The sequence below is a fragment of the Streptomyces sp. NPDC058691 genome (genome assembly GCF_042714775.1).
Taxonomy (GTDB): Bacteria; Actinomycetota; Actinomycetes; order Streptomycetales; family Streptomycetaceae; genus Actinacidiphila.
This window is the reverse complement of record NZ_JBHXSO010000034.1, coordinates 50,999-71,083: the sequence shown is the minus strand read 5'-3', so window position 1 is coordinate 71,083 and position 20,085 is coordinate 50,999. Positions and strand designations below refer to the sequence as shown.

Here is a 20,085-nt window from a genome sequence, read left to right as displayed (position 1 = left end):
CGCGCTCTGAGGCCGGGGGAAACCGCTCAGAGCGCGGCGGGGCGGCCGCAGGGGGCGCAGTCCGCGCACGTGCCGAAGATCTCGACCGTGTGCGCGACATCGACGAAGCCGTGCTCCACGGCGATGGCGTCGGCCCACTTCTCGACCGCGGGACCCTCGACCTCGACGGCCTTGCCGCAGACGCGGCAGACGAGATGGTGGTGGTGACCGCTGCTGCAGCGCCGGTAGACGGACTCGCCGTCGCCGGTGCGCAGGACGTCGATCTCGCCGGCGTCGGCGAGGGACTGCAGGGTGCGGTAGACCGTGGTGAGGCCCACCGAGTCACCCCGGTGCTTCAGGAGGTCGTGCAGTTCCTGTGCGCTGCGGAACTCGTCGGCCTCGGCGAGGGCCGCGGCCACGGCGGCGCGCTGGCGCGTCGAACGGCCCCTTACGGGGGGCTTGGCGGTCGTCACCGGTGGCCTCCTTCTCCGTCGTTGTCCCGGGCGGACATTCTGCCAGTCCGGGGCCCTCAGACCCGAACGTCGTCTTCGGCCGGGCGCGCTCCGGGTACCTCCAGGGTGCATCGTTCCGTGTCCTGCGCGGCCCTGCGAGCCCTCTTTTTCGCCAGTGGCGCGGATGCCACGGTCAGGGCGAGGAAGACGCCGATGGCGAGCAGCACGATCGTCGCCCCGGAGGGCACGTCGACGTAGTACGAGGTGACCGTGCCGGAGAAGGCCACGGTCACGCCGATCGCCACCGCGAGGGCGAAGGTCGTCGCGAAGCTGCGGGTGATCGCTTGCGAGGCCGCCACCGGGATCACCATGAGCGCGCTCACCAGCAGCAGGCCGACGACCCGCATCGCCACGGTGACGGTGACGGCCGCGGTGACCGCGACCAGCAGGTTGAGCAGCCGCACCGGCAGCCCGGTCACACGGGCGAACTCCTCGTCCTGGGAGACCGCGAACAGCTGCCGCCGCAGACCCAGGGTGACCAGTACGACGAAGCCGGCCAGCACGCAGACGGCGGTGATGTCCTGCGACGAGACGGTGGTGATCGAGCCGAAGAGATACGTCGTCAGGTTGGCGTTGGAGCCGTTGGGCGCCAGCGAGGTGAACATGACGCCGGCCGCCATGCCGCCGTAGAAGAGCATGGCCAGCGCGATGTCGCCGCGGGTGCGGCCGTACCAGCGGATCAGCTCCATCACGATCGCGCCGGCGATGGACACGGCCGTCGCCATCCACACCGGGTTGGTGCTCAGCAGGAAGCCCAGGCCCACGCCGGTCAGCGCCACATGGCCGATGCCGTCGCCCATCAGCGCCTGGCGGCGCTGGACGAGGAAGATGCCGATGGCGGGGGCGGTGATGCCGACCAGGACGGCCGCGATCAGCGCCCGCTGCATGAAGGCGTAGGAGAACAGCTCCATCAGAACAGCCCCGTCCGGATCGGCTCGGCCGCACGGTCGGCGTGCGGGTGGACATGGTCGTGGCCGGGCAGCGCGTGCTGGCCGCGCGCCTGCGGCGGCGGGCCGTCGTGGACGACGCAGCCGTCGCGCAGTACGACCGCGCGGTCGATGAGCGGCTCCAGCGGGCCGAGTTCGTGCAGCACGACCAGCACCGTGGTGCCGAGGCCCACCTGTTCGCGCAGGGTGCCCGCGAGCACCTCCTGGCTGGCGAGGTCGACACCGGCCATCGGCTCGTCCATGATCAGCACCTCGGGCTCCACGGACAGCGCGCGGGCGATCAGCACGCGCTGGTGCTGGCCGCCGGACAGGGCGTTCACCGAGTCGCCGGCCCGGTCGGCCATGCCGACCAGTTCCAGGGCGCGGTCCACGGCGGCCCGGTCGGCCTTGCGGGAGAACCCCATCCGGCTACGGGCCAGCCGCCCCGCGGTGACGACCTCGCGCACGGTCGCGGGGACCCCGGAGGCGGCCGTGGTGCGCTGCGGCACGTAGCCGATCCGCGCCCAGTCCCGGAAGCGGCGGTGCGGGGTGCCGAAGAGCTCCAGCTCGCCGCCGGTGAGTGGCACCTGGCCGACCACGGCGCGCACCGCGGTCGACTTGCCCGAGCCGTTGGCGCCGAGGAGCGCGACGACCTCTCCCCGGTGCACGTCCAGGTCGATGCCGCGCAGTACCGGGCGCGAGCCGAGCGAGGCGGTCGCACCCCGCAGCGAGATGACCGTGTCCATGGCAGCCTCCGTCATCGCGGTCACTTGGCGCCCAGCGCCGTCCGCAGGGCCTTGAGATTGGCGCGCTGGACCCCGAAGTAGTCGGAGCCCCGCGACCGGTCGGTGATCCCCTCGATCGGGTCGAGGACGTCGGTGCGCAGGCCCAGGTCGCCCGCCAGGGTCTTCGCGGTCCGGTCGCTGACGAGCGTCTCGAAGAACACCGTGCTCACGTGCTTGTCCTTGGCGAGGCTCTGCAGCGCCCGCATCCGGGCGGCACTCGGCTCAGCCTCCGGGTCGATGCCGTTGATCGCCTCCTCCACCAGGCCGTAGCGCTCGGCGAGGTAGCCGAAGGCGGCGTGGGTGGTGAGGAAGGTGTCCGAGGTGCGGTTGCGCAGTCCGTCCGTGAACGCGGTGTTCAGCGTGTCCAGCTTCTTCACGAGCGCGGCGGTGTTCTTGGCGTAGAGCGCCGCGTGGTCCGGGTCGGCGGCGGCCAGCGTCCTGCCGACGCCCTCGGCGACCGTCGCGTACTTCACGGGGTCGAGCCATATGTGGGGGTCGGCGCCGGCGTCCTCGTCGTGTTCGTGGGGGACGCCGTCCTCGGTGTCGCTGTGGTTGTCGCCGGTGGTGTGGTGGTGCCCGTCGACCTCGGTGCCGTGGTCCTCCAGCGCGGTGAGCGAGGCGGCGTCCACGACGTGCCGCACGCCGGACTGGGCGATGGCGTCGTCCACCGCGGGCTGCAGGCCCTTGAGGTAGACGACCACGCCCGACTCGCCGAGCTCACCGATCTGCCGGGGGGTGAGTTCCAGGTCGTGCGGCTCGGTGCCGGGCTTGGTGAGGTCGGTGACGCTGACGTGGCTGCCGCCGATCTGCTCCGCCAGGAACTGCATCGGGTAGAACGACGCGGTCACCTTGAGCCGGCCGTCCGCGGTGCGGGTTTCGCCCGCGGCGGCGGTGCACGCGGAGAGGGCGACCAGCCCGGCGACGGCCGCCATCGGGAGCAGCACACGACCTATGTTCATGACTCCCATTTTCAACAAAAATGGAAACGATTGTCAATTGAACAGAGTGTGATCACGATCGGCCCCCCGTGGCGCGGAACCGATTTGATACCGCCCCCGTCGGCGCCGGTAATCTGAGGTATTCGCCGGACCGAGCTCGCCCCCCGGCGGACCCCACCGACCGCTTCGTCGTCTGAAGAGAGCACCGTGGCCGCCGACAAGATCGACACCATCGTCAGCCTGAGCAAGCGCCGTGGCTTCGTTTTCCCCTGCAGCGAGATCTACGGCGGTCAGCGCGCCGCCTGGGACTACGGGCCGCTGGGCGTGGAGCTCAAGGAGAACATCAAGCGCCAGTGGTGGCGTGCGATGGTCACCTCGCGGGAGGACGTGGTCGGCATTGACTCCTCGGTGATTCTGGCCCGCGAGGTCTGGGAGGCCTCCGGCCACGTCGCCACGTTCACCGACCCGCTCACCGAGTGCACCTCCTGCCACAAGCGTTACCGCGCGGACCACCTGGAGGAGGCGTACGAGGCCAAGCACGGCCACCTGCCGGCCAACGGCCTCTCCGACATCAACTGCCCGAACTGCGGCAACAAGGGCGCGTTCACCGAGCCCAAGCAGTTCTCCGGGCTGCTCGCCACCCACCTGGGCCCGACCCAGGACTCGGGCTCGATCGCCTACCTGCGTCCCGAGACCGCCCAGGGCATCTTCACCAACTTCTCGCAGGTGCAGACCACCTCGCGCCGCAAGCCGCCGTTCGGCATCGCCCAGACCGGCAAGTCCTTCCGCAACGAGATCACGCCGGGCAACTTCATCTTCCGGACCCGTGAGTTCGAGCAGATGGAGATGGAGTTCTTCGTCAAGCCCGGCGAGGACGAGCAGTGGCACGAATACTGGATGCAGCAGCGCTGGGACTGGTACCGGGGCCTTGGCCTGCGCGAGGAGAACATGCGCTGGTTCGAGCACGCCAAGGAGAAGCTCTCCCACTACTCGAAGCGCACCACCGACATCGAGTACCGCTTCAACTTCGGCGGCACCGAGTTCTCCGAGCTGGAGGGCATCGCCAACCGCACGGACTACGACCTCAAGGCCCACAGCCAGGCCAGCGGCCAGGACCTGTCGTACTTCGACCAGGAGGCCGGCGAGCGCTACTTCCCGTACGTCATCGAGCCCGCGGCCGGTCTCAACCGCGCCATGCTCGCCTTCATGCTCGACGCCTACAACGAGGACGAGGCGCCGAACGCGAAGGGCGTGATGGAGAAGCGCACCGTCATGCGGCTCGACCCGCGCCTGGCCCCGGTCAAGGTCGCGGTGCTCCCGCTGTCCCGCAACCCGCAGCTCTCCCCGAAGGCCAAGGGGCTCGCCGCGGACCTGCGCCGGCACTGGAACATCGAGTTCGACGACGCCGGCGCCATCGGCCGCCGCTACCGTCGCCAGGACGAGATCGGCACGCCGTTCTGCGTCACCGTCGACTTCGACACCCTCGAGGACAACGCGGTCACCGTCCGCGAGCGCGACACCATGAAGCAGGAGCGCGTCTCGCTCGACCAGGTCGAGTCCTTCCTCGGCGGCCGCCTGCTCGGCTGCTAGGTCCGGCTCGTACGGACGACACGCACGAAGGCGCCCGGTCACCCCCGACGGAGACCGGGCGCCCTCGCGTGCGCGCGCCGGCTTCAGTTCGCCAGGCCGCGCACGATCAGGTCGCAGACCGCGGTGAAGGCGGCGTCGATGCCGGGGGCGGACCACTCGGCCGCGTACGCCGGGTCGTGGAAGCGTCCCGAGGCGTCGAAGACGGCCCGCGCCGCGACCTCGGCGTCCCCTGCCGCGAAGTCGCCCGCGCCGGCGCCCTCCCGGATGATCCACGACAACTGCTCGACCAGGTCGCCGACATGGCGATCGATGACGGCGCTCTGCTCCGCGGCCAGCACCATGTACGTCGCGAACAGCTCCGGGTCGCCGCCCGCCTTGCGCCGCTTCGCCGCGAAGAGCGCCGCGAGCCAGGTCCGCAGCCGCTCCGGCGCGGGGCGGCCGGCGTCCCGCGCTATCGCGGAGAGCTCCGCGTGCGACTGGTCCAGCCAGCGCTGGGTGACCGCCTCCCGCAGTGCCGCCTTGGTACGAAAGTGCCGGTACACGCTCCCGTGGCTGACGCCGAGCGCACGGGCCACGTCGACCACGGTGGCCTTCGCGGGGCCGTAGCGCCGCAGCACGTCCTCCGTGGTCGCAAGGATGTGTTCTGCGGTCAGCGTCTCGGGTGGCATGGCGGACATTCTCCCAGGACCGGGGCGGTGGCCGTCAGTGCTCGCGCTCGCTGTCCAGGTGCCCCATCTGTGCCTCCGGGTAGCGGCTGCCCGCCGCCGCGCCGGCCGGTACGGCCGCCTCGACGGCGGCGAGGTCGGCCGTGTCGAGACGGACGTCCAGCGCGCCCAGCGCCTCGGCCAGCCGCTCGCGGGTGCGGGCGCCGACCAGCGGGACGATGTCCTCGCCCTGGGCCAGCACCCACGCGATGGCGGTCTGCGCGACGGAGACGCCCTTCTGCTCGGCGATCTTCCGCAGCGCTTCGACCAGCGTCAGGTTGTGCTCCAGGTTCTCGCCCTGGAAGCGCGGGCTCATCGCCCGGAAGTCGTTGGAGGCGAGCTGCCGGTCGCGGGTGAAGTGGCCGCTGATCAGGCCGCGGGAGAGCACGCCGTAGGCCGTCACGCCGATGCCCAGCTCGCGGGCGGTCGGCAGGATGGCCTCCTCGATGCCGCGGGAGATCAGCGAGTACTCGATCTGCAGGTCGCTGATGGGCGCGGTGGAAGCGGCCCGGCGCAGGGTGCCGGCGCCGACCTCGGACAAGCCGATGTGGCGTACGTGGCCGGCCTCGACGAGTTCCGCGATGGCACCGACGGTCTCCTCGATGGGGACGTTGGGGTCGACCCGGGCGATGCGGTAGATGTCGATGTGGTCGGTGCCCAGGCGCTGCAGCGAGTAGGCGGCGAAGTTCTTCACGGCCGCCGGGCGGCCGTCGTAGCCGTACCACTCGCCGCCGGGGCCGCGCAGAGCGCCGAACTTGACGCTGACCAGGGCCTTCTCGCGGTTGGCGCCGGCCGAACGCAGGGCTTCGCCGATGAGCATCTCGTTGTGGCCCATGCCGTAGAAGTCGCCGGTGTCGATCAGCGTGATGTCCGCGTCGAGGGCGGCGTGAATCGTGGCGATGGACTCGGCGCGGTCGGCGTCGCCATAGAGGGCGGACATGCCCATGGCGCCGAGGCCGAGGGCCGAGACGGTCGGGCCGGTGGTGCCGAGGGTGCGGCTCCGCATGGGGAACTCCTTGGGTCGGATCAGGAGATCGCGTGATCGGGGGGTACTGACGACGATGACACATGCACTGACAGATTTCAATATCTGTCAGCGCATGTGTCATCCGAGCCTCCGAGCCGCTAGGGGTGGAGCCCACCCGTCAGGACCGCCCGGCCGGGCGCCTCACCCCACCTGCCGCGGCAGCCGCAGACTGAAGGCCGCCGTGCCCAGGACGGCCGCGAGCTGCACGACGAGCACGATGACCAGGGCGTCCCGCATCCCGTGCCCGGGCGTGAGGGAGAGGAAGAGGGTGCCGAGCGTGGCCACGCCCAGCGCGAGGGCGGACTGCTGCGCGGTCACCATGACCCCGCTGCCCACCCCGGCCCGGGCGGCCGGCACATCGGCCAGCACCAGCCGGAACAGCACCGGCAGTTGCAGCCCCTGTCCGAAGCCCGCCAGCGCCAGCCCCGGCAGCAGCGCCCAGCCGCTCATCCCTCCCGCGTTCCACTCGCTGGCCACCGACGCCGCCAGCACGGCGACACCGGCCGCCTGCAGCACGCTGCCCGCGGTGACCACACGGCCCCCGTAGCGGATGACCAGGCGCGGACCGGCCAGCGAGGCGATGAAGAAGGCCACCGCCATCGGCACCAGCGCGGCGCCCGCCTCCACCGGGCCGTACGCCAGGCCCTCCTGCAGCGCGACCGCGATCACGAACATGAAGCCGCCGAAGCCGATGGAGAAGGGCAGCACCAGCGGCAGCGCCCTGCGCATGCCGGCCGAGCGGAACAGGCTCGGCGGCACCAGCGGAACCCGTCCCGCGCGGTCCGCCCGGCGCTCGACCAGGTAGAAGGCGATCGAGGCGAAGGGGAAGAGCAGCAGCGACACCCAGGTCCACACAGGCCATCCGGCGGCCCGGCCCTCGGTCAGCGGCGCGAGCAGCGTGATCAGGGACGCCGCCAGCAGGAGCGTGCCCGGACGGTCCACGGGCGCCGGGTGCTCGGAGCGGGTCTCCGGGACGCTGCGCGCGGCGAGGAACAGGCCGACCACGGCGACCGGCACGTTCACCAGGAACACCGCGCGCCAGCCGGTGCCCGCGATGTCCGCGGCGACCAGGATGCCGCCGAGGATCTGGCCGGCGACCATCGACAGGCCGGCGGTGGCGCCGTACAGGCTCAGCGCCTTGGCCCGGCGGTGGCCGGAGGTGGCGGAGTGGATGGTGGCCAGCACCTGCGGCAGCATCAGCGCCGCCGACGCGCCCTGCGCGACACGCGCGGTCACGAGCGTCCAGGCGTCCGGCGCCAGACCGCAGGCGAGCGAGGTGAGGCCGAACGCCGCCATGCCGGCGAGGAAGAGCCGCCGGCGGCCGAAGGAGTCGCCGAGCCGGCCGCCGAGCACCAGCAGCACGGCGTAGGCCACGCCGTAGCCGGCGACGACCAGCTCCAGCAGGGCGGGCCCGGCGTGCAGGTCGGATTCGATGGCGGGCAGGGCGACGTTGACGATGAAGAAGTCGATCAGCGGCAGCGCGGCGCCCAGCAGCACGGTGAACAGGCCCAGTGGGCTGAGCACGGGTGAGGCGGGGGACGCGGGCGAGGCGGCCCCGGCCGTGGGAGCGGGGGTGGCGGCGGGGCCGCCGCCGAGGCGGATCACCCGGGGTACGACCCGGGCTCGGGAACGGAGGCCGGCGGAAGCGGAGAGGTCGGTTCGATCGGTCACGTATGCCACCATGGGCCCATTCCCAAGGTGGTACCAGAGACCGTTTATCCAGGTATCACGACCACCTGGCAACGGGCTGCGCGTATGGGGCACCCTGGAGGCATGACGACGACCGCAGATGCCCGGCTGGAGCTCGCCTCCTTCCTCCGCAGCCGCCGCGAGCGGATCGCCCCCGAGCAGGTCGGCCTGCCGCCCGGGCGCCGCCGGCGCACGCCGGGGCTCCGCCGCGAGGAGGTCGCGCAGCTCGCCGCGGTCGGGGTCACCTGGTACACCTGGCTCGAACAGGCGCGGGAGATCCAGGTCTCGGCCCAGGTGGCCGACGCCATCGCCCGCGCTCTCATGCTCGACCGGAACGAGCGCACCCATCTGTTCCTGCTGGCCGGTGTGACCGACCCCAATCCGCGCGGCCAGTGCCCCGGTATGTCGGACCAGATCGCCGAGTTGCTCACCAAGCTGGAGCCGCTGCCGGCCGCCGTCCTCAACGCCCGCACGGATGTCATCGCCCACAACCGCACCTACGGGCGGCTGGTGAGCGACCTGGACGCCCTGCCCGACGAGGACCGCAACGTGATGTGGCTGGCCTTCACCGACCCCGCGTGGCGCGCGGGCATGCCGGACTGGAAGGAGACCAGCCGGCTGATGGTCGCCAAGTACCGTGCCGCCATGGCCGAGCACCTCGCGGAGCCCGCATGGAAGGCGCTGCTGAAGCGGCTGGAGCAGGCGTCACCGGAGTTCCGCGAACTCTGGGAGCGCCACGAGGTCCAGGAGCCGGAGAACCGCACCAAGCGCTTCCTCAATCCGCTGGTCGGTCTGCTCACCTTCGACTTCACCCACCTGTGGCTCGGCCCCCGGCAGGGCCCGCGGCTGGTGACCTACACCCCGGCGGACGACACCACCCGCGAGCGGATGCAGCGTCTGTACGAGCTGATCACGGCCCCCGCCGGGAGCATGGCCGGGCCGCTGCCCGAACCGGTACCCGCCTGAACCCCCGTACCCGCCTGAACCCGGCCCGCCGGGCTCAGCCGAGCCGCGCCCGGGCCTCCATGAGGGCGAAGCCCAGCAGGTTCAGCCCGCGCCACTGCGCCGGGTCGGCGGCGCGCTCGTCGTCCAGGGCCAGGCCGATGCCCCATATGCGGTCGACCGGGCTGGCCTCGACGAGCACCCGCCGGCCGGTGCCCAGCAGATAGGCGCGGAGCGCGGGGTCCTGCCCGAACTTGGCCACATTGCCCTCCACGACGAGCTCCGAGCGCCGCCGTTCCCACGCCTGGCCGTCGAAGTCGCGCACCTGGCGGCCCAGTTCCTTCGCGGCGTGCGGATGCGGCGCGGCGAGGATCTTGGTCAGGGTCTCCTCGTCACCGAAGAGCCGGGCCTTGCCGGCCATCATCCAGTGTTCGGCCGTGGGGTAGCGGACGCCCTCGACCGAGAACTCCGAAGGCCACCACTGGCTCAGGCAGCCCGCGCCCACGCTGCCGTCCTGCTGCGGCTGGTGCCCCCAGAAGAACAGGTACTTCACGCGCGTCCCCCGCGCCGTCAGCGCCACCAGGGCGTCGCGGTCGCGTACGTCGCCCGGCTCGGTGATCTGCGTCTGCGTCATGCCGTGACCGTAACGCGGGGGTCCGACAGCGGGCACCCGGATCACACGTCCAGCAACCGGCCCAGCACGCGGTCCAGCAGGTCGAGTTCGTCCTCCGGCAGGGCCGCCAGTCCCGGCGGGGGCGTACCGAGGATGCGTTCGGCCTCGGCGGCGGCCGAGGCGCCCGCCGCGGTGACCGCCACGACCTTCCGGCGGCGGTCGTCGGGGTGCGGGGAGCGGTCCACCAGGCCGCGCCGGGCCAGGTCGTCCACGACGAGCGTGATGTAGGGGCGGTCCGACATGAGGTCGGCGGCGAGTTCGCCCGGTGTGACGGGCGCGGCGGCGATCCGGCGCAGCGCCTTGACGCGGAAGAAGCTCATGCCGAGGGCGTCGGCCACCTCCCGGCGGCGCTCGTTGCGCTCCAGGACGAGGGTGCGCAGGTTGCGCCACACCCGTGTCGTCTTCGCGTCGTTCATCACCGGGCCCCCACCACTTCCCGGGGCTCCTCGGCCTGGAGTCGCTGCGCGGCCCGCGCGGCCGTCCCCGCGGCCCAGGGTCCCGTCGTCAGCCAGCCCAGCACCAGTACGACCACGCCGCAGCCGGTGATGATCCACCACGCCGTGATGTTCAGCCCGGCCGCCAGGGCCGCGCCGATGACGGCGACACCCAGCGACTGGCCGACCTGACGGCTGGTGGAGGCCACGGCGGCGGCGACCCCCGCCTGGGAGCGCGGCATACCGGAGACGGCGGTGTTGGTGATCGGGGCGTTGACGAAGCCGAAGCCGATCCCGAACAGCACGTACCCGGTGAAGAGCAGGACGTCCGAGGACTGGCCGTGCAGCGCGGCGAAGACCACCCCGCTCGCCGTCGTGGCCGTGCCGGCGAGCAGCAGGGGCAGCCGTGGCCCGCGGCTGCCGACGATGCGGCCGGACAGCGGGGCGAAGACGAGCGCCATGACGGCCATCGGCAGCAGGTGCAGTCCGGCGTCCAGGGCGGACAGCTTGCGCACGTCCTGCAGGTACAGGGTGTTGAGGAAGAGGAAGCCGGCGAGCGAGGCGAAGGCGCTCACCGCTATCACCGTCGCCCCGCTGAAGGGCGCGCTGCGGAAGAAGCGCGGGTCGATCAGCGGTTCCTTGCGCCGTCGTTCGTAGCCGATCAGCGCCGCCGCCGAGCACACCGCGACCACCATGCAGCCGATGATGAGGGGCGAGCCCCAGCCCGCACCCGGCGCCTCGATGATCCCGTACGTCAGCGAGCCGAGCAGCGCGATGATCAGCAACTGGCCGACGGGGTCGATGCGGCGCGGCCTGGGCGCCCGGGACTCCGGGACGAAGAGGGCGGTCAGCACCAGGGCGAGGAGGCCGATGGGCAGGTTGATCCAGAACACCGAGCGCCAGCCGACGGTCTCCACCAGCGCGCCGCCGATGATCGGGCCGGCCGCCATGCTGATGCCGACGACGCCGCCCCAGGCGCCGATGGCCCGGGCCCGCTCCCGCGGGTCGGTGAAGACGTTGGTGATGATCGACATCGCGACGGGGTTGAGCATGGAGCCGCCGACCGCCTGCAGCATCCGGAAGGCCACCAGCCACTCCAGGCTGGGCGCGATGCTGCACAGGCCGGAGGCCACCGTGAAGATCACCAGCCCGAGGCGGAAGATCCGGCGCCGCCCGATGCGGTCGGCGGTCGAACCGGAGAGCATCAGGAGCGAGGCCAGCACCAGGGTGTAGGCGTCGATCGTCCACTGGAGTCCGGAGATCGAGGCGTGCAGGTCCGTGCGCATGGACGGCAGGGCCACGTTGAGGATCGTGTTGTCGAGGCTGACGATGAGCAGACTCATGCAGCAAATGGCCAGCACCAGCAGACGCCTGCGGTGGCTGAGCTCCGGCATCGGTTCCCCGTCCGCTCCGCCGGGACGCCCGCCCCGGCCTTTGATTGTACTTGTGTAACCATTTCAATCTACACCCACTCCTGGCACCGGCCGTCCGCGGATGCGCGCGGATACGCGAGAATGGGGCGCATGACTGCAGACGCCATCACTGCCCCACCGCTCGCGATCGGCCCGCACACCGTGTGGCCGCCGGTGGTGCTGGCGCCGATGGCGGGGATCACCAACGCCCCCTTCCGCACGCTGTGCCGGGAGTTCTCCGGCGGCAAGGGGCTCTTCGTCTCCGAGATGATCACCACCCGGGCGCTCGTCGAGCGCAACGAGAAGACCATGCAGCTCATCCACTTCGACAAGAGCGAGAACCCCCGCTCGATCCAGCTGTACGGGGTGGACCCGGTGATCGTCGGCAAGGCGGTCCGGATGATCGTCAACGAGGACCTCGCCGACCACATCGACCTGAACTTCGGCTGCCCGGTGCCGAAGGTGACCCGCAAGGGCGGCGGTGCGGCCCTGCCGTACAAGCGCAACCTGTTCCGCTCGATCCTGCGCGAGGCCGTCGCCAACGCGGGCGACCTGCCGGTGACCATCAAGATGCGCACCGGCATCGACGAGGACCACGTCACCTACCTGGACGCGGGCCGTATCGCCGTCGAGGAGGGGATCGCCGCCGTCGCGCTGCACGGCAGGTCGCTCTCCCAGCACTACGGCGGCTCGGCCGACTGGGAGGCGGTCGCCCGTCTGAAGGAGCACGTCCCGGAGATCCCCGTGCTCGGCAACGGCGACATCTGGAGCGCCGAGGACGCGGTCCGGCTGATGGGCGAGACCGGTTGTGACGGCGTGGTCGTGGGCCGCGCCTGCCTCGGCCGGCCCTGGCTGTTCGGCGACTTCGTCGCCGCGTTCGACGGTGACGGCGGCACCCTGGCCACCCCGGCGCTGCGCGAGGTCGCGGGGGTGATGCGGCGCCACGCCGAGCTGCTCGGGGAGTGGCTGGGCGACGAAGAGCGCGGCGTCATCGACTTCCGCAAGCACGTGGCCTGGTACACCAAGGGCTTCTCGGTCGGCTCCGAGATGCGCCGCAAGCTCGCCATGGCGTCCTCCCTGGCGGAGCTCGACGCGCACCTCGACGACCTCGATCTCGACCAGGAATGGCCGGATGGCGCCGAGGGCCCGCGCGGCCGGACGGCGGCGGGCAAGCGCGTCGCGCTCCCGGACGGCTGGCTGGAGGACCCGTACGACTGCTCGGTGGTCGTGGACGCGGACGCGGAATCGGACACTTCCGGCGGCTGAGGGCATTCCGCGCGGCGGCGGAGGAGCCCGCGGGGCCTGACGCGGTGTCGGCGCGGGGAGTGATTCTCGCCACGCCTGATAGGGGTGTTGCTCAGATGAGCATGCCGAGTGTCACAACATCTCTCTTATGGGTGGCACTGGGTGCCATCGTTGTCGTCGCCACCTGATCAAGCCATCCCTCGCATGGAGTAACAGATTCCGCCTGTGCCGATCACGTGACGGCATCATGTGTTCGAGGATTGAATGCACCTGATGCCCGCCCGAACCGGTCGCGGCGCTTTCGATCTATCGGCCGATGGGTGGTTACGGCCGTGTGACCTGGTGATGGACGTACTGCAGCGCCTTCGAGATGGGTACGCTCCCCGCCGTCAGGGCATCCCGGCCGCGAGGAGCGAGTCCCGTGTCGGAAGAACAAGAAATCCAGAAGTTCGTCTACGACTTCACTGAGGGCAACAAGGACCTCAAGGACCTTCTCGGCGGCAAGGGCGCCAACCTCGCCGAGATGACCAACCTCGGCCTGCCCGTCCCTCCGGGCTTCACGATCACCACCGAGGCCTGCAAGGTCTACCTGGACTCCGGCACCGAGCCCGCGGCCCTGCGCGACGAGGTGAGTGCGCACCTCGACGCGCTGGAGCGGCGGATGGGCAAGAAGCTCGGCCAGCCGGACAACCCTCTTCTGGTCTCCGTGCGCTCCGGGGCGAAGTTCAGCATGCCGGGCATGATGGACACCGTCCTCAACATCGGTCTGTCCGACGACTCCGTGGCCGGGCTCGCTGCGCAGGCCGGCGACGAGCGCTTCGCCTGGGACTCCTACCGCCGCCTGATCCAGATGTTCGGCAAGACCGTGCTGGGCGTGGACGGCGACCTCTTCGAGGAGGCCCTGGAGGACGCCAAGCGCGCCAAGGGCACCCACAACGACCTCGACCTGGAGGCCGGCGACCTTCAGGGCCTGGTCGAGCAGTTCAAGGCCGTCGTGGCCAAGGAGACCGGCCGGGACTTCCCGCAGGACCCGCGCGAGCAGATGGACATGGCCGTCCTGGCCGTCTTCGACTCCTGGAACGGCGAGCGCGCCAAGCTCTACCGCCGCCAGGAGCGCATCCCCGGCGACCTCGGCACGGCCGTCAACATCTGCTCCATGGTCTTCGGCAACCTCGGCCCCGACTCCGGCACCGGCGTCGCCTTCACCCGCGACCCCGCCACCGGCCACCAGGGCGTGTACGGCGACTACCTGTGCAACGCGCAGGGCGAGGACGTCGTCGCGGGCATCCGCAACACCGTCCCGCTCGCCGAGCTGGAGCAGCTCGACAAGGCCTCCTACGACCAGCTGATGCAGATCATGGAGACCCTCGAAACGCACTACAAGGACCTGTGCGACATCGAGTTCACCATCGAGCGCGGCAAGCTGTGGATGCTGCAGACCCGCGTCGGCAAGCGCACCGCGGCCGCCGCCTTCCGCATCGCCACCCAGCTGGTCGACCAGGGCCTCATCGACGAGGCCGAGGCGCTGCAGCGCGTCAACGGCGCGCAGCTGGCGCAGCTGATGTTCCCGCGCTTCGAGGAGAAGACGAAGTCCGAGCGGATCGGCTGGGGCATCGCCGCCTCGCCGGGCGCGGCGGTCGGCAAGGCCGTCTTCGACTCGTACACCGCGGTGAAGTGGTCGCGCTCCGGCGAGAAGGTCATCCTCATCCGGCGCGAGACCAACCCCGACGACCTCAACGGCATGATCGCCGCCGAGGGCATCCTCACCTCCCGCGGCGGCAAGACCTCGCACGCCGCCGTCGTCGCCCGCGGCATGGGCAAGACCTGCGTCTGCGGCGCCGAGGAACTGGAGGTCGACACCAAGCGGCGGCGGATGACTGCGCCGGGCGGGATCGTCGTGGAGGAGGGCGACGTCGTCTCCATCGACGGCTCCAGCGGCAAGGTCTACCTCGGCACCGTCCCGGTCGTGCCGTCCCCGGTCGTGGAGTACTTCGAGGGCCGCATGCACGCGGGCGCCGACGACGCCGACGAGCTGGTGCAGGCGGTGCACCGGATCATGGCGTACGCCGACCGGGTGCGCAGGCTGCGGGTGCGCGCCAACGCCGACAACGCGGAGGACGCCTCGCGCGCCCGCCGCTTCGGCGCCCAGGGCATCGGCCTGTGCCGCACCGAGCACATGTTCCTCGGCGAGCGCCGGGAGATGGTGGAGCGGCTGATCCTGGCCGACACCGACACCGAGCGCGACGAGGCGCTCGCCGCCCTGCTGCCGCTGCAGAGGTCCGACTTCGTCGAGCTCTTCGAGGCCATGGACGGGCTGCCGGTGACCGTACGGCTGCTGGACCCGCCGCTGCACGAGTTCCTGCCCGACATCACCGAGCTGTCGGTGCGGGTCGCGCTCGCCGAGTCCCGCAAGGACTCCAACGAGAACGACCTGCGGCTGCTCCAGGCCGTCCACAAGCTCCACGAGCAGAACCCGATGCTGGGCCTGCGCGGCGTACGTCTCGGCCTGGTCATCCCCGGCCTGTTCGCGATGCAGGTGCGGGCGATCGCCGAGGCCGCCGCGGAGCGCAAGAACGCCAAGGGCGACCCGCGGGCCGAGATCATGATCCCGCTGGTGGGCACCGTCCAGGAGCTGGAGATCGTCCGCGACGAGGCCGAGTCGGTCATCGCCGAGGTCGAGGCCGCCACCGGCACCGAGCTCCATCTCGCGCTCGGCACGATGATCGAGCTGCCCCGGGCCGCCCTGACCGCCGCGCAGATCGCCGAGGCCGCGGAGTTCTTCTCCTTCGGCACCAACGACCTGACCCAGACCGTGTGGGGCTTCTCCCGTGACGACGTGGAGGCGAGCTTCTTCACGGCGTACCTGGAGAAGGGCATCTTCGGCGTCTCCCCGTTCGAGACCATCGACCGCGACGGCGTCGGCTCGCTGGTGAGGTCCGCCGCCGAGGCGGGCCGGGCCACCCGCCCCGGCCTCAAGCTGGGCGTCTGCGGCGAGCACGGCGGCGACCCCGAGTCCGTCCACTTCTTCCACGAGGTCGGCCTGGACTACGTCTCCTGCTCCCCGTTCCGGATCCCCGTCGCCCGCCTGGAGGCGGGCCGCGCCGCGGCGCTGACCAGGGAGAACAACAGCCGGTAAGCCCGGCACCCGAAGACCATCTCCCACCCTCACCGGGGGCGGCACCTTTGTGCGAAGGTGCCGCCCCCGCATTCCGCCGTTCGTTCCGCGGACACCGGGCCGTCCCGTTCCGCCGCCAGGGTGGGGCGCATGGCAGCTCCCCGGCCCCTGCACGCGCTCCTCCAAGCCGTGCCGCTCACGGCGCTCGCGGTCGTCCTCCTCGACTCCGCGACCGACTTCTTCCCCGACGACCCGCTGACCGGCGTCGTCACCCCCATCCGCCTCGCGCTCGGCCTCGGCCTGGTGGCACTCGTGGCCGGCGGCGCCCGGCTGAGCAGCTTCCGCACACGGCTGGACCTGCCCGTCGCCGTCCTGCTCGCCGCCGCCGCGGTGACCACCTACCTGGGCGGCCACCCCACCGCCCCGCTGCGGGGACTGCTGACCGCGGTCCTGTGCCACTACCTCGTCGTCGGTCTGCGGCGCACCCAGCCGGAGTCGTGGCGGGCCTTCGGGCTGCTGGCGCTCGTCTCCGTCGCGGCGGCGGCCCTGGCGGCGTTCACCCAGGTCACCAATGACGTGCCCACCGGCTTCTGCCGTACGGGGCTGCTCACCGACGTACGCTGCGACTCCGGCGGCCCCGGGGTGCTGACCCGGGCCGTGGGCACCTTCTCCAACCCGAACCTGCTGTCCGCCTTCCTCGTCCTGCTCACCCCGCTCCTGCTGCTCGCCGTCGTGGCGGCGGGCGAGCGCACCGCGCGGACCGCGGTCACCCTGGTGGCGGTGACGGCGTACGGGGCCGTGCTGACCACGTACTCGCGGGCCGGGTACGTGGCCGCCGCCGCGGGCCTGCTGGTGCTGGGCGGCGCCTACTGGATCGCGCCCCGCCTCGGCCGCCGGGGGCGCCGGGTGGCGGCCGTCGTGGGCGGGCTGGTCCTGCTGGGGGCCGGTGCGGCGATCTGGGCGGCGTCCCGGGCCGGCACCTCACTCGGCGTGCGCGGGCAGGCATGGGAGGCCGCGCTGCGCATCGCCGCCCACAATCCGCTGGGCGTCGGGCTCGGCCGGGCCGGCGCCGTCGTCTCCGCGGCCGTGCCGGGCGACCGGACCTTCGTCCACACCCACAACATGTGGCTGAACTGGCTGGTGGAGACCGGCCCGCTCGGACTGCTGGGCATGCTCGGCATCACGGTGGTGGCCCTGCTGAGCGCGGCCCGCGCCGCCCGGGAGAAGTCGGTGATCGGCACGGCCGGGTTCGCCGCGCTCACCGGGTTCTTCCTGGCCGCGATGGTGGACCACCCCGCCAACCAGGACCGGATCGCCATCGCGTTCTGGCTCGTCCTGGGACTCGTCATGGCCGAGGCACCCGCCGGCCGGCGCCGCCCCGCCGCAGCGCGGCCCGTCACGCGCCGGTCCGCGCTGCCCGCGCCCCGGCACGGTGCCGCATGGCCCGTCCCCGGCCACCGGGAGGCACCCGTACCGGCCCTCACCCGACGGGCGGAACCGGGTATGTGACGCCCGTCAGCTGCTCGGAGGCCGCCCACAGCATCTCGCCCGCGCGATCGTCGAGGGTCCACTTGGCCCGCCAGGACGGGGCGGGCGAGCCGCGCCAGCCCTGGAGACGCGGGCCCGTGAACGAGTCGGGCCGGACACCGGGCGCCGTGGCGGCGTACAGCAGCGGCAGCGCGCCGGCCTCCGGGGACTGGGCGACGACGCGGTTGCCGAGGTCGATCAGGCGTTCGGCGAACCGGCGGTTCTCCATGCGGACGCCCCGGGTCTGCAGATTGGTGCGGGCGTACCCCGGGTGCGCCGCCGCGGCCACGGTGTCGGCGCCCGCGGCGGCCAAGCGCCGCGCCAGCTCGTGGACGAAGAGCAGGTTCGCGCTCTTGGAGCGGGCGTAGGCGATCCAACGGCGGTATCCCCGCTCGCTGTTGAGGTCGCCGAGGTCCACGTTGGCCATCGCGTGCATCCCGCTGGAGACGGTGACCACGCGCGCGCCCGGGGTGTCCAGCAGGCGCTGCATCAGCAGACCGGTGAGAGCGAAGTGGCCCAGGTGGTTGATGCCCATCTGCGACTCGAAGCCGTCCGGGGTGGTCCGGTACGGCAGCGCCATCACGCCCGCGTTGTTGATCAGCAGGTCCAGCCGGTCGTCGTCGTACTCCTCGGCGAAGGCGCGCACCGTGGACAGATCGCCGAGGTCCAGGTGGCGGTAGCCGGCGCGGGCGTCGGGGATGTCACGCGTGAGGCGTTCGGCCGCCTCCTTGCCGCGTTCCTCGCTTCGGCACGCGAGCAGCACATAGGCACCGGCGCGCGCCAGTTCGCGTGCGGTGCAGTAACCGATGCCGCTGTTCGCGCCGGTGACGACGGCGGTGCGGCCGCTCAGGTCGGGTATGTCGTTCGCGGTCCAGGCCATGGCACCAGCGTAGGGCCGCCGCGCGCCGCCGGAAGCGGGCGTGGCGGCCCGCCGGCGTCAGGAGTGGGGAGGCCGGTTCTCGCCCGAGTCGCCCGTGCCGAACTCGTCGCTCATCTTGTCCTGGCCGGTGTCGACCTGGCGCTGGTACTTGCCGCCGGTCCTCTCGTCGAGCGTGTCGCCACCCTTGTCGATGCCCTTCTGGGCCTGACTCTCGTGGCCCTTCAGCTTGGCCTTGATCTTGTCCAACATGGACATCGCTGTCCTCCTTGCCGTGAGGTGGGACTCCTCCCAGCATCACCGCCCCGCTGAAGATCCGCATCCGGAGCCGCGCCCAATGCCGCAGGTGGGGAGCGGTTCAGCGGGCCCTGACCACCCGCCCGCCGATGTCCACGGTGCCGTCGGGGTGCACGCGGGTGAGGATCTGCGAACCCGTGCCCTGACGCACGTCCAGCGGCCGCCGGAGCTGGTCGCTCAGCACCAGGGCGGCCGCCCCGGTCGCCTCGTCCTCCACGATGCCGTCCCCGCGGCGCGGGAACGCCCGTGCGCGCACACGCCCCTCGGCCTCGTCGTCCCACGCCCACGCGTACAGCCAGCCCTCACCCGGCGGCGGAGAAGGCAGCGCGTCGACCTCCACCGGCGAGCGGTACTGCTGCGTCCGCCGCCCCGACGCCCACTCCGCGCGGCCCTTCACCCAGGTGAACGGGCCCTGTGTCCAGGCCCTCACCTCGCCCGCGGGCGGCCGCAGCACCTCGGCCCCCAGCAGCCAGGCCGTCCCCACCGTGGGGTGTCCCGCGAACGGCAGCCGCACGCCCGGCGTCCAGATGTCGATCACGCCGCGCTCCGCGTCGTCCACGAACACCGTCTCGCTGTAACCGAGTTCGGCGGCCAGCGCCTGACGTGCCGCCGTTCCCGGCACCGCCGCCCCGTCCCGGACGACGCCCAGCACGTTCCCGCCCCGCCCGTCCGGCCCGGTGAAGACCCGCAGCACCTCGACGGCGCTCACCGCAGTGCCCGCGCGATGCCGTGCTCCCGGGGCCCGAGGAAGTGCGGGTCCGGGGTGAGGGCGGCGTCGACGGCGGCCTTGGCGGCGCCGGCGATCTCGCGGGCCCCGCCGTAGTACCACGTGACGTCGTGGGGTTCGTCGACGCCGATCCCGTAGGCGTCGATGCCCGCGGCGTCGCACAGCGCGAGCGCGCGGCGGATGTGGAAGCCCTGGCTGACCAGGAGCGCGTGGTCGACGCCGAAGATGCGCTTGGCGCGCGTGCAGGAGTCCCAGGTGTCGAAGCCGGCGTAGTCCAGGACGACCTTCGCGCGGGGGACGCCGTGCGACGCGAGGTAGTCCCGCATGGCGGACGGCTCGTCGTAGTCGGTGCGGCTGTTGTCGCCGGTGACGAGGACCGCCCGCACCTTTCCCGCGGAGTACAGGGCCGAGGCCGCGTCGAGCCGGTGGGCCAGGTAGGGCGACGGCTCGCCGTTCCACAGCCCGGCGCCGAAGACGACCGCGACCGGTTCGGACGGCGCGTCGGCCAGGTTGCGGACCCGCGGGTCCGCGGTCACCTGGAGCCATGTGGCGGGCAGCAGCGCCAGCACGCAGACCGCCACCGCCGCGCGCAGCAACCGCCGCTTGCCCCGTCTGGACCGGGGCCGCCAAGCCGCCGCGGACCTCGCACCCGTGACGACTTTCCGTACTTTCCCGCGCAACCGCTT

At 71.9% G+C, this 20,085-nt stretch carries 19 protein-coding genes; 5 read left to right on the top strand and 14 right to left on the bottom strand.

Annotated elements, in window-relative coordinates:
• Nucleotides 1-26: 26 nt before the first annotated feature.
• From ACFWVC_RS23790 to ACFWVC_RS23775, 4 genes are read right to left on the bottom strand one after another with little or no spacing between them, the layout of a single operon-like run.
• The gene (locus ACFWVC_RS23790; protein ID WP_384289506.1) at nt 27-452 is read right to left on the bottom strand and encodes a Fur family transcriptional regulator; all 426 of its coding nucleotides are present in this window, start codon (nt 450-452) and stop codon (nt 27-29) included.
• 56 nt (nt 453-508) lie between these two features.
• A complete protein-coding gene (locus tag ACFWVC_RS23785) occupies nt 509-1,402 on the bottom strand; it encodes a metal ABC transporter permease (RefSeq protein WP_384289503.1) in 894 nt (297 codons plus the stop codon).
• Nucleotides 1,402-2,163, bottom strand: coding sequence for a metal ABC transporter ATP-binding protein (locus ACFWVC_RS23780; protein WP_384289498.1), 762 nt, complete (start codon nt 2,161-2,163; stop codon nt 1,402-1,404). Before ACFWVC_RS23780 ends, ACFWVC_RS23785 begins: the two co-directional genes overlap by 1 nt.
• A 20-nt stretch (nt 2,164-2,183) precedes the next feature.
• Nucleotides 2,184-3,161, bottom strand: a complete 978-nt coding sequence (locus ACFWVC_RS23775) for a metal ABC transporter substrate-binding protein (protein WP_384289495.1) — start codon at nt 3,159-3,161, stop codon at nt 2,184-2,186.
• Nucleotides 3,162-3,347: 186 nt separating this feature from the next.
• Here ACFWVC_RS23775 and ACFWVC_RS23770 point away from each other — a divergent pair, with 186 nt between their 5' ends.
• The gene (locus ACFWVC_RS23770) at nt 3,348-4,730 is read left to right on the top strand and encodes a glycine--tRNA ligase (RefSeq protein WP_384289489.1); all 1,383 of its coding nucleotides are present in this window, start codon (nt 3,348-3,350) and stop codon (nt 4,728-4,730) included.
• Between the two features lie 83 nt (nt 4,731-4,813).
• Here the strand turns inward: ACFWVC_RS23770 and ACFWVC_RS23765 are convergent, their stop codons facing one another.
• The 3 genes from ACFWVC_RS23765 to ACFWVC_RS23755 all read right to left on the bottom strand — a co-directional run bounded on the left by ACFWVC_RS23765 (nt 4,814) and on the right by ACFWVC_RS23755 (nt 7,985).
• The gene (locus ACFWVC_RS23765; RefSeq protein ID WP_384289485.1) at nt 4,814-5,398 is read right to left on the bottom strand and encodes a TetR family transcriptional regulator; all 585 of its coding nucleotides are present in this window, start codon (nt 5,396-5,398) and stop codon (nt 4,814-4,816) included.
• A 34-nt stretch (nt 5,399-5,432) separates the two neighbouring features.
• The gene (locus ACFWVC_RS23760; RefSeq protein WP_384289479.1) at nt 5,433-6,440 is read right to left on the bottom strand and encodes an aldo/keto reductase; all 1,008 of its coding nucleotides are present in this window, start codon (nt 6,438-6,440) and stop codon (nt 5,433-5,435) included.
• Nucleotides 6,441-6,602: 162 nt separating this feature from the next.
• Complete coding sequence (locus ACFWVC_RS23755; protein ID WP_384289589.1) at nt 6,603-7,985, bottom strand: MFS transporter; 1,383 nt, start codon at nt 7,983-7,985, stop codon at nt 6,603-6,605.
• Between the two features lie 249 nt (nt 7,986-8,234).
• Between ACFWVC_RS23755 and ACFWVC_RS23750 the strand changes: the two genes are divergently transcribed.
• A complete protein-coding gene (locus ACFWVC_RS23750; protein ID WP_384289477.1) occupies nt 8,235-9,116 on the top strand; it encodes a helix-turn-helix transcriptional regulator in 882 nt (293 codons plus the stop codon).
• Between the two features lie 34 nt (nt 9,117-9,150).
• Here the strand turns inward: ACFWVC_RS23750 and ACFWVC_RS23745 are convergent, their stop codons facing one another.
• From ACFWVC_RS23745 to ACFWVC_RS23735, 3 genes are read right to left on the bottom strand one after another with little or no spacing between them, the layout of a single operon-like run.
• On the bottom strand, nt 9,151-9,726 hold the full coding sequence (locus ACFWVC_RS23745; protein WP_384289473.1) for an NADAR family protein: 576 nt from the start codon (nt 9,724-9,726) through the stop codon (nt 9,151-9,153).
• Between the two features lie 41 nt (nt 9,727-9,767).
• Entirely contained in the window at nt 9,768-10,181 is a 414-nt protein-coding gene (locus ACFWVC_RS23740) for a MarR family winged helix-turn-helix transcriptional regulator (protein WP_384289469.1), read from the bottom strand.
• Nucleotides 10,181-11,593, bottom strand: coding sequence for an MFS transporter (locus ACFWVC_RS23735; RefSeq protein WP_384289464.1), 1,413 nt, complete (start codon nt 11,591-11,593; stop codon nt 10,181-10,183). The genes ACFWVC_RS23740 and ACFWVC_RS23735 overlap by 1 nt, the downstream gene beginning before the upstream one ends.
• Nucleotides 11,594-11,722: 129 nt before the next feature.
• On the opposite strand from ACFWVC_RS23735, the gene dusB reads away from it, so the two are divergent.
• From dusB to ACFWVC_RS23720, 3 genes are all read left to right on the top strand, one after another.
• The gene (dusB, locus tag ACFWVC_RS23730; protein ID WP_384289460.1) at nt 11,723-12,877 is read left to right on the top strand and encodes a tRNA dihydrouridine synthase DusB; all 1,155 of its coding nucleotides are present in this window, start codon (nt 11,723-11,725) and stop codon (nt 12,875-12,877) included.
• Nucleotides 12,878-13,295: 418 nt separating this feature from the next.
• Nucleotides 13,296-15,992, top strand: coding sequence for a pyruvate, phosphate dikinase (gene ppdK / locus ACFWVC_RS23725; protein WP_384289586.1), 2,697 nt, complete (start codon nt 13,296-13,298; stop codon nt 15,990-15,992).
• A gap of 129 nt (nt 15,993-16,121) precedes the next feature.
• Nucleotides 16,122-17,480, top strand: a complete 1,359-nt coding sequence (locus ACFWVC_RS23720; RefSeq protein ID WP_384289457.1) for an O-antigen ligase family protein — start codon at nt 16,122-16,124, stop codon at nt 17,478-17,480.
• Here the strand turns inward: ACFWVC_RS23720 and ACFWVC_RS23715 are convergent.
• The 4 genes from ACFWVC_RS23715 to ACFWVC_RS23700 form a co-directional block, all read right to left on the bottom strand.
• Nucleotides 17,452-18,378: an oxidoreductase gene (locus ACFWVC_RS23715; RefSeq protein WP_384289452.1), complete on the bottom strand. Its 927-nt coding sequence runs from the start codon at nt 18,376-18,378 to the stop codon at nt 17,452-17,454. The two genes, ACFWVC_RS23720 and ACFWVC_RS23715, sit on opposite strands and share 29 nt — an antisense overlap.
• 57 nt (nt 18,379-18,435) lie before the next feature.
• Nucleotides 18,436-18,633 carry an antitoxin gene (locus ACFWVC_RS23710; RefSeq protein ID WP_384289448.1) on the bottom strand — a complete coding sequence of 66 codons (198 nt, stop codon included), beginning with the start codon at nt 18,631-18,633 and terminating at the stop codon, nt 18,436-18,438.
• A 100-nt stretch (nt 18,634-18,733) separates the two neighbouring features.
• A complete protein-coding gene (locus tag ACFWVC_RS23705) occupies nt 18,734-19,381 on the bottom strand; it encodes a PhzF family phenazine biosynthesis protein (RefSeq protein ID WP_384289443.1) in 648 nt (215 codons plus the stop codon).
• A complete protein-coding gene (locus ACFWVC_RS23700; protein WP_384289584.1) occupies nt 19,378-20,079 on the bottom strand; it encodes a vancomycin high temperature exclusion protein in 702 nt (233 codons plus the stop codon). The genes ACFWVC_RS23705 and ACFWVC_RS23700 overlap by 4 nt, the downstream gene beginning before the upstream one ends.
• Nucleotides 20,080-20,085: the final 6 nt, after the last annotated feature.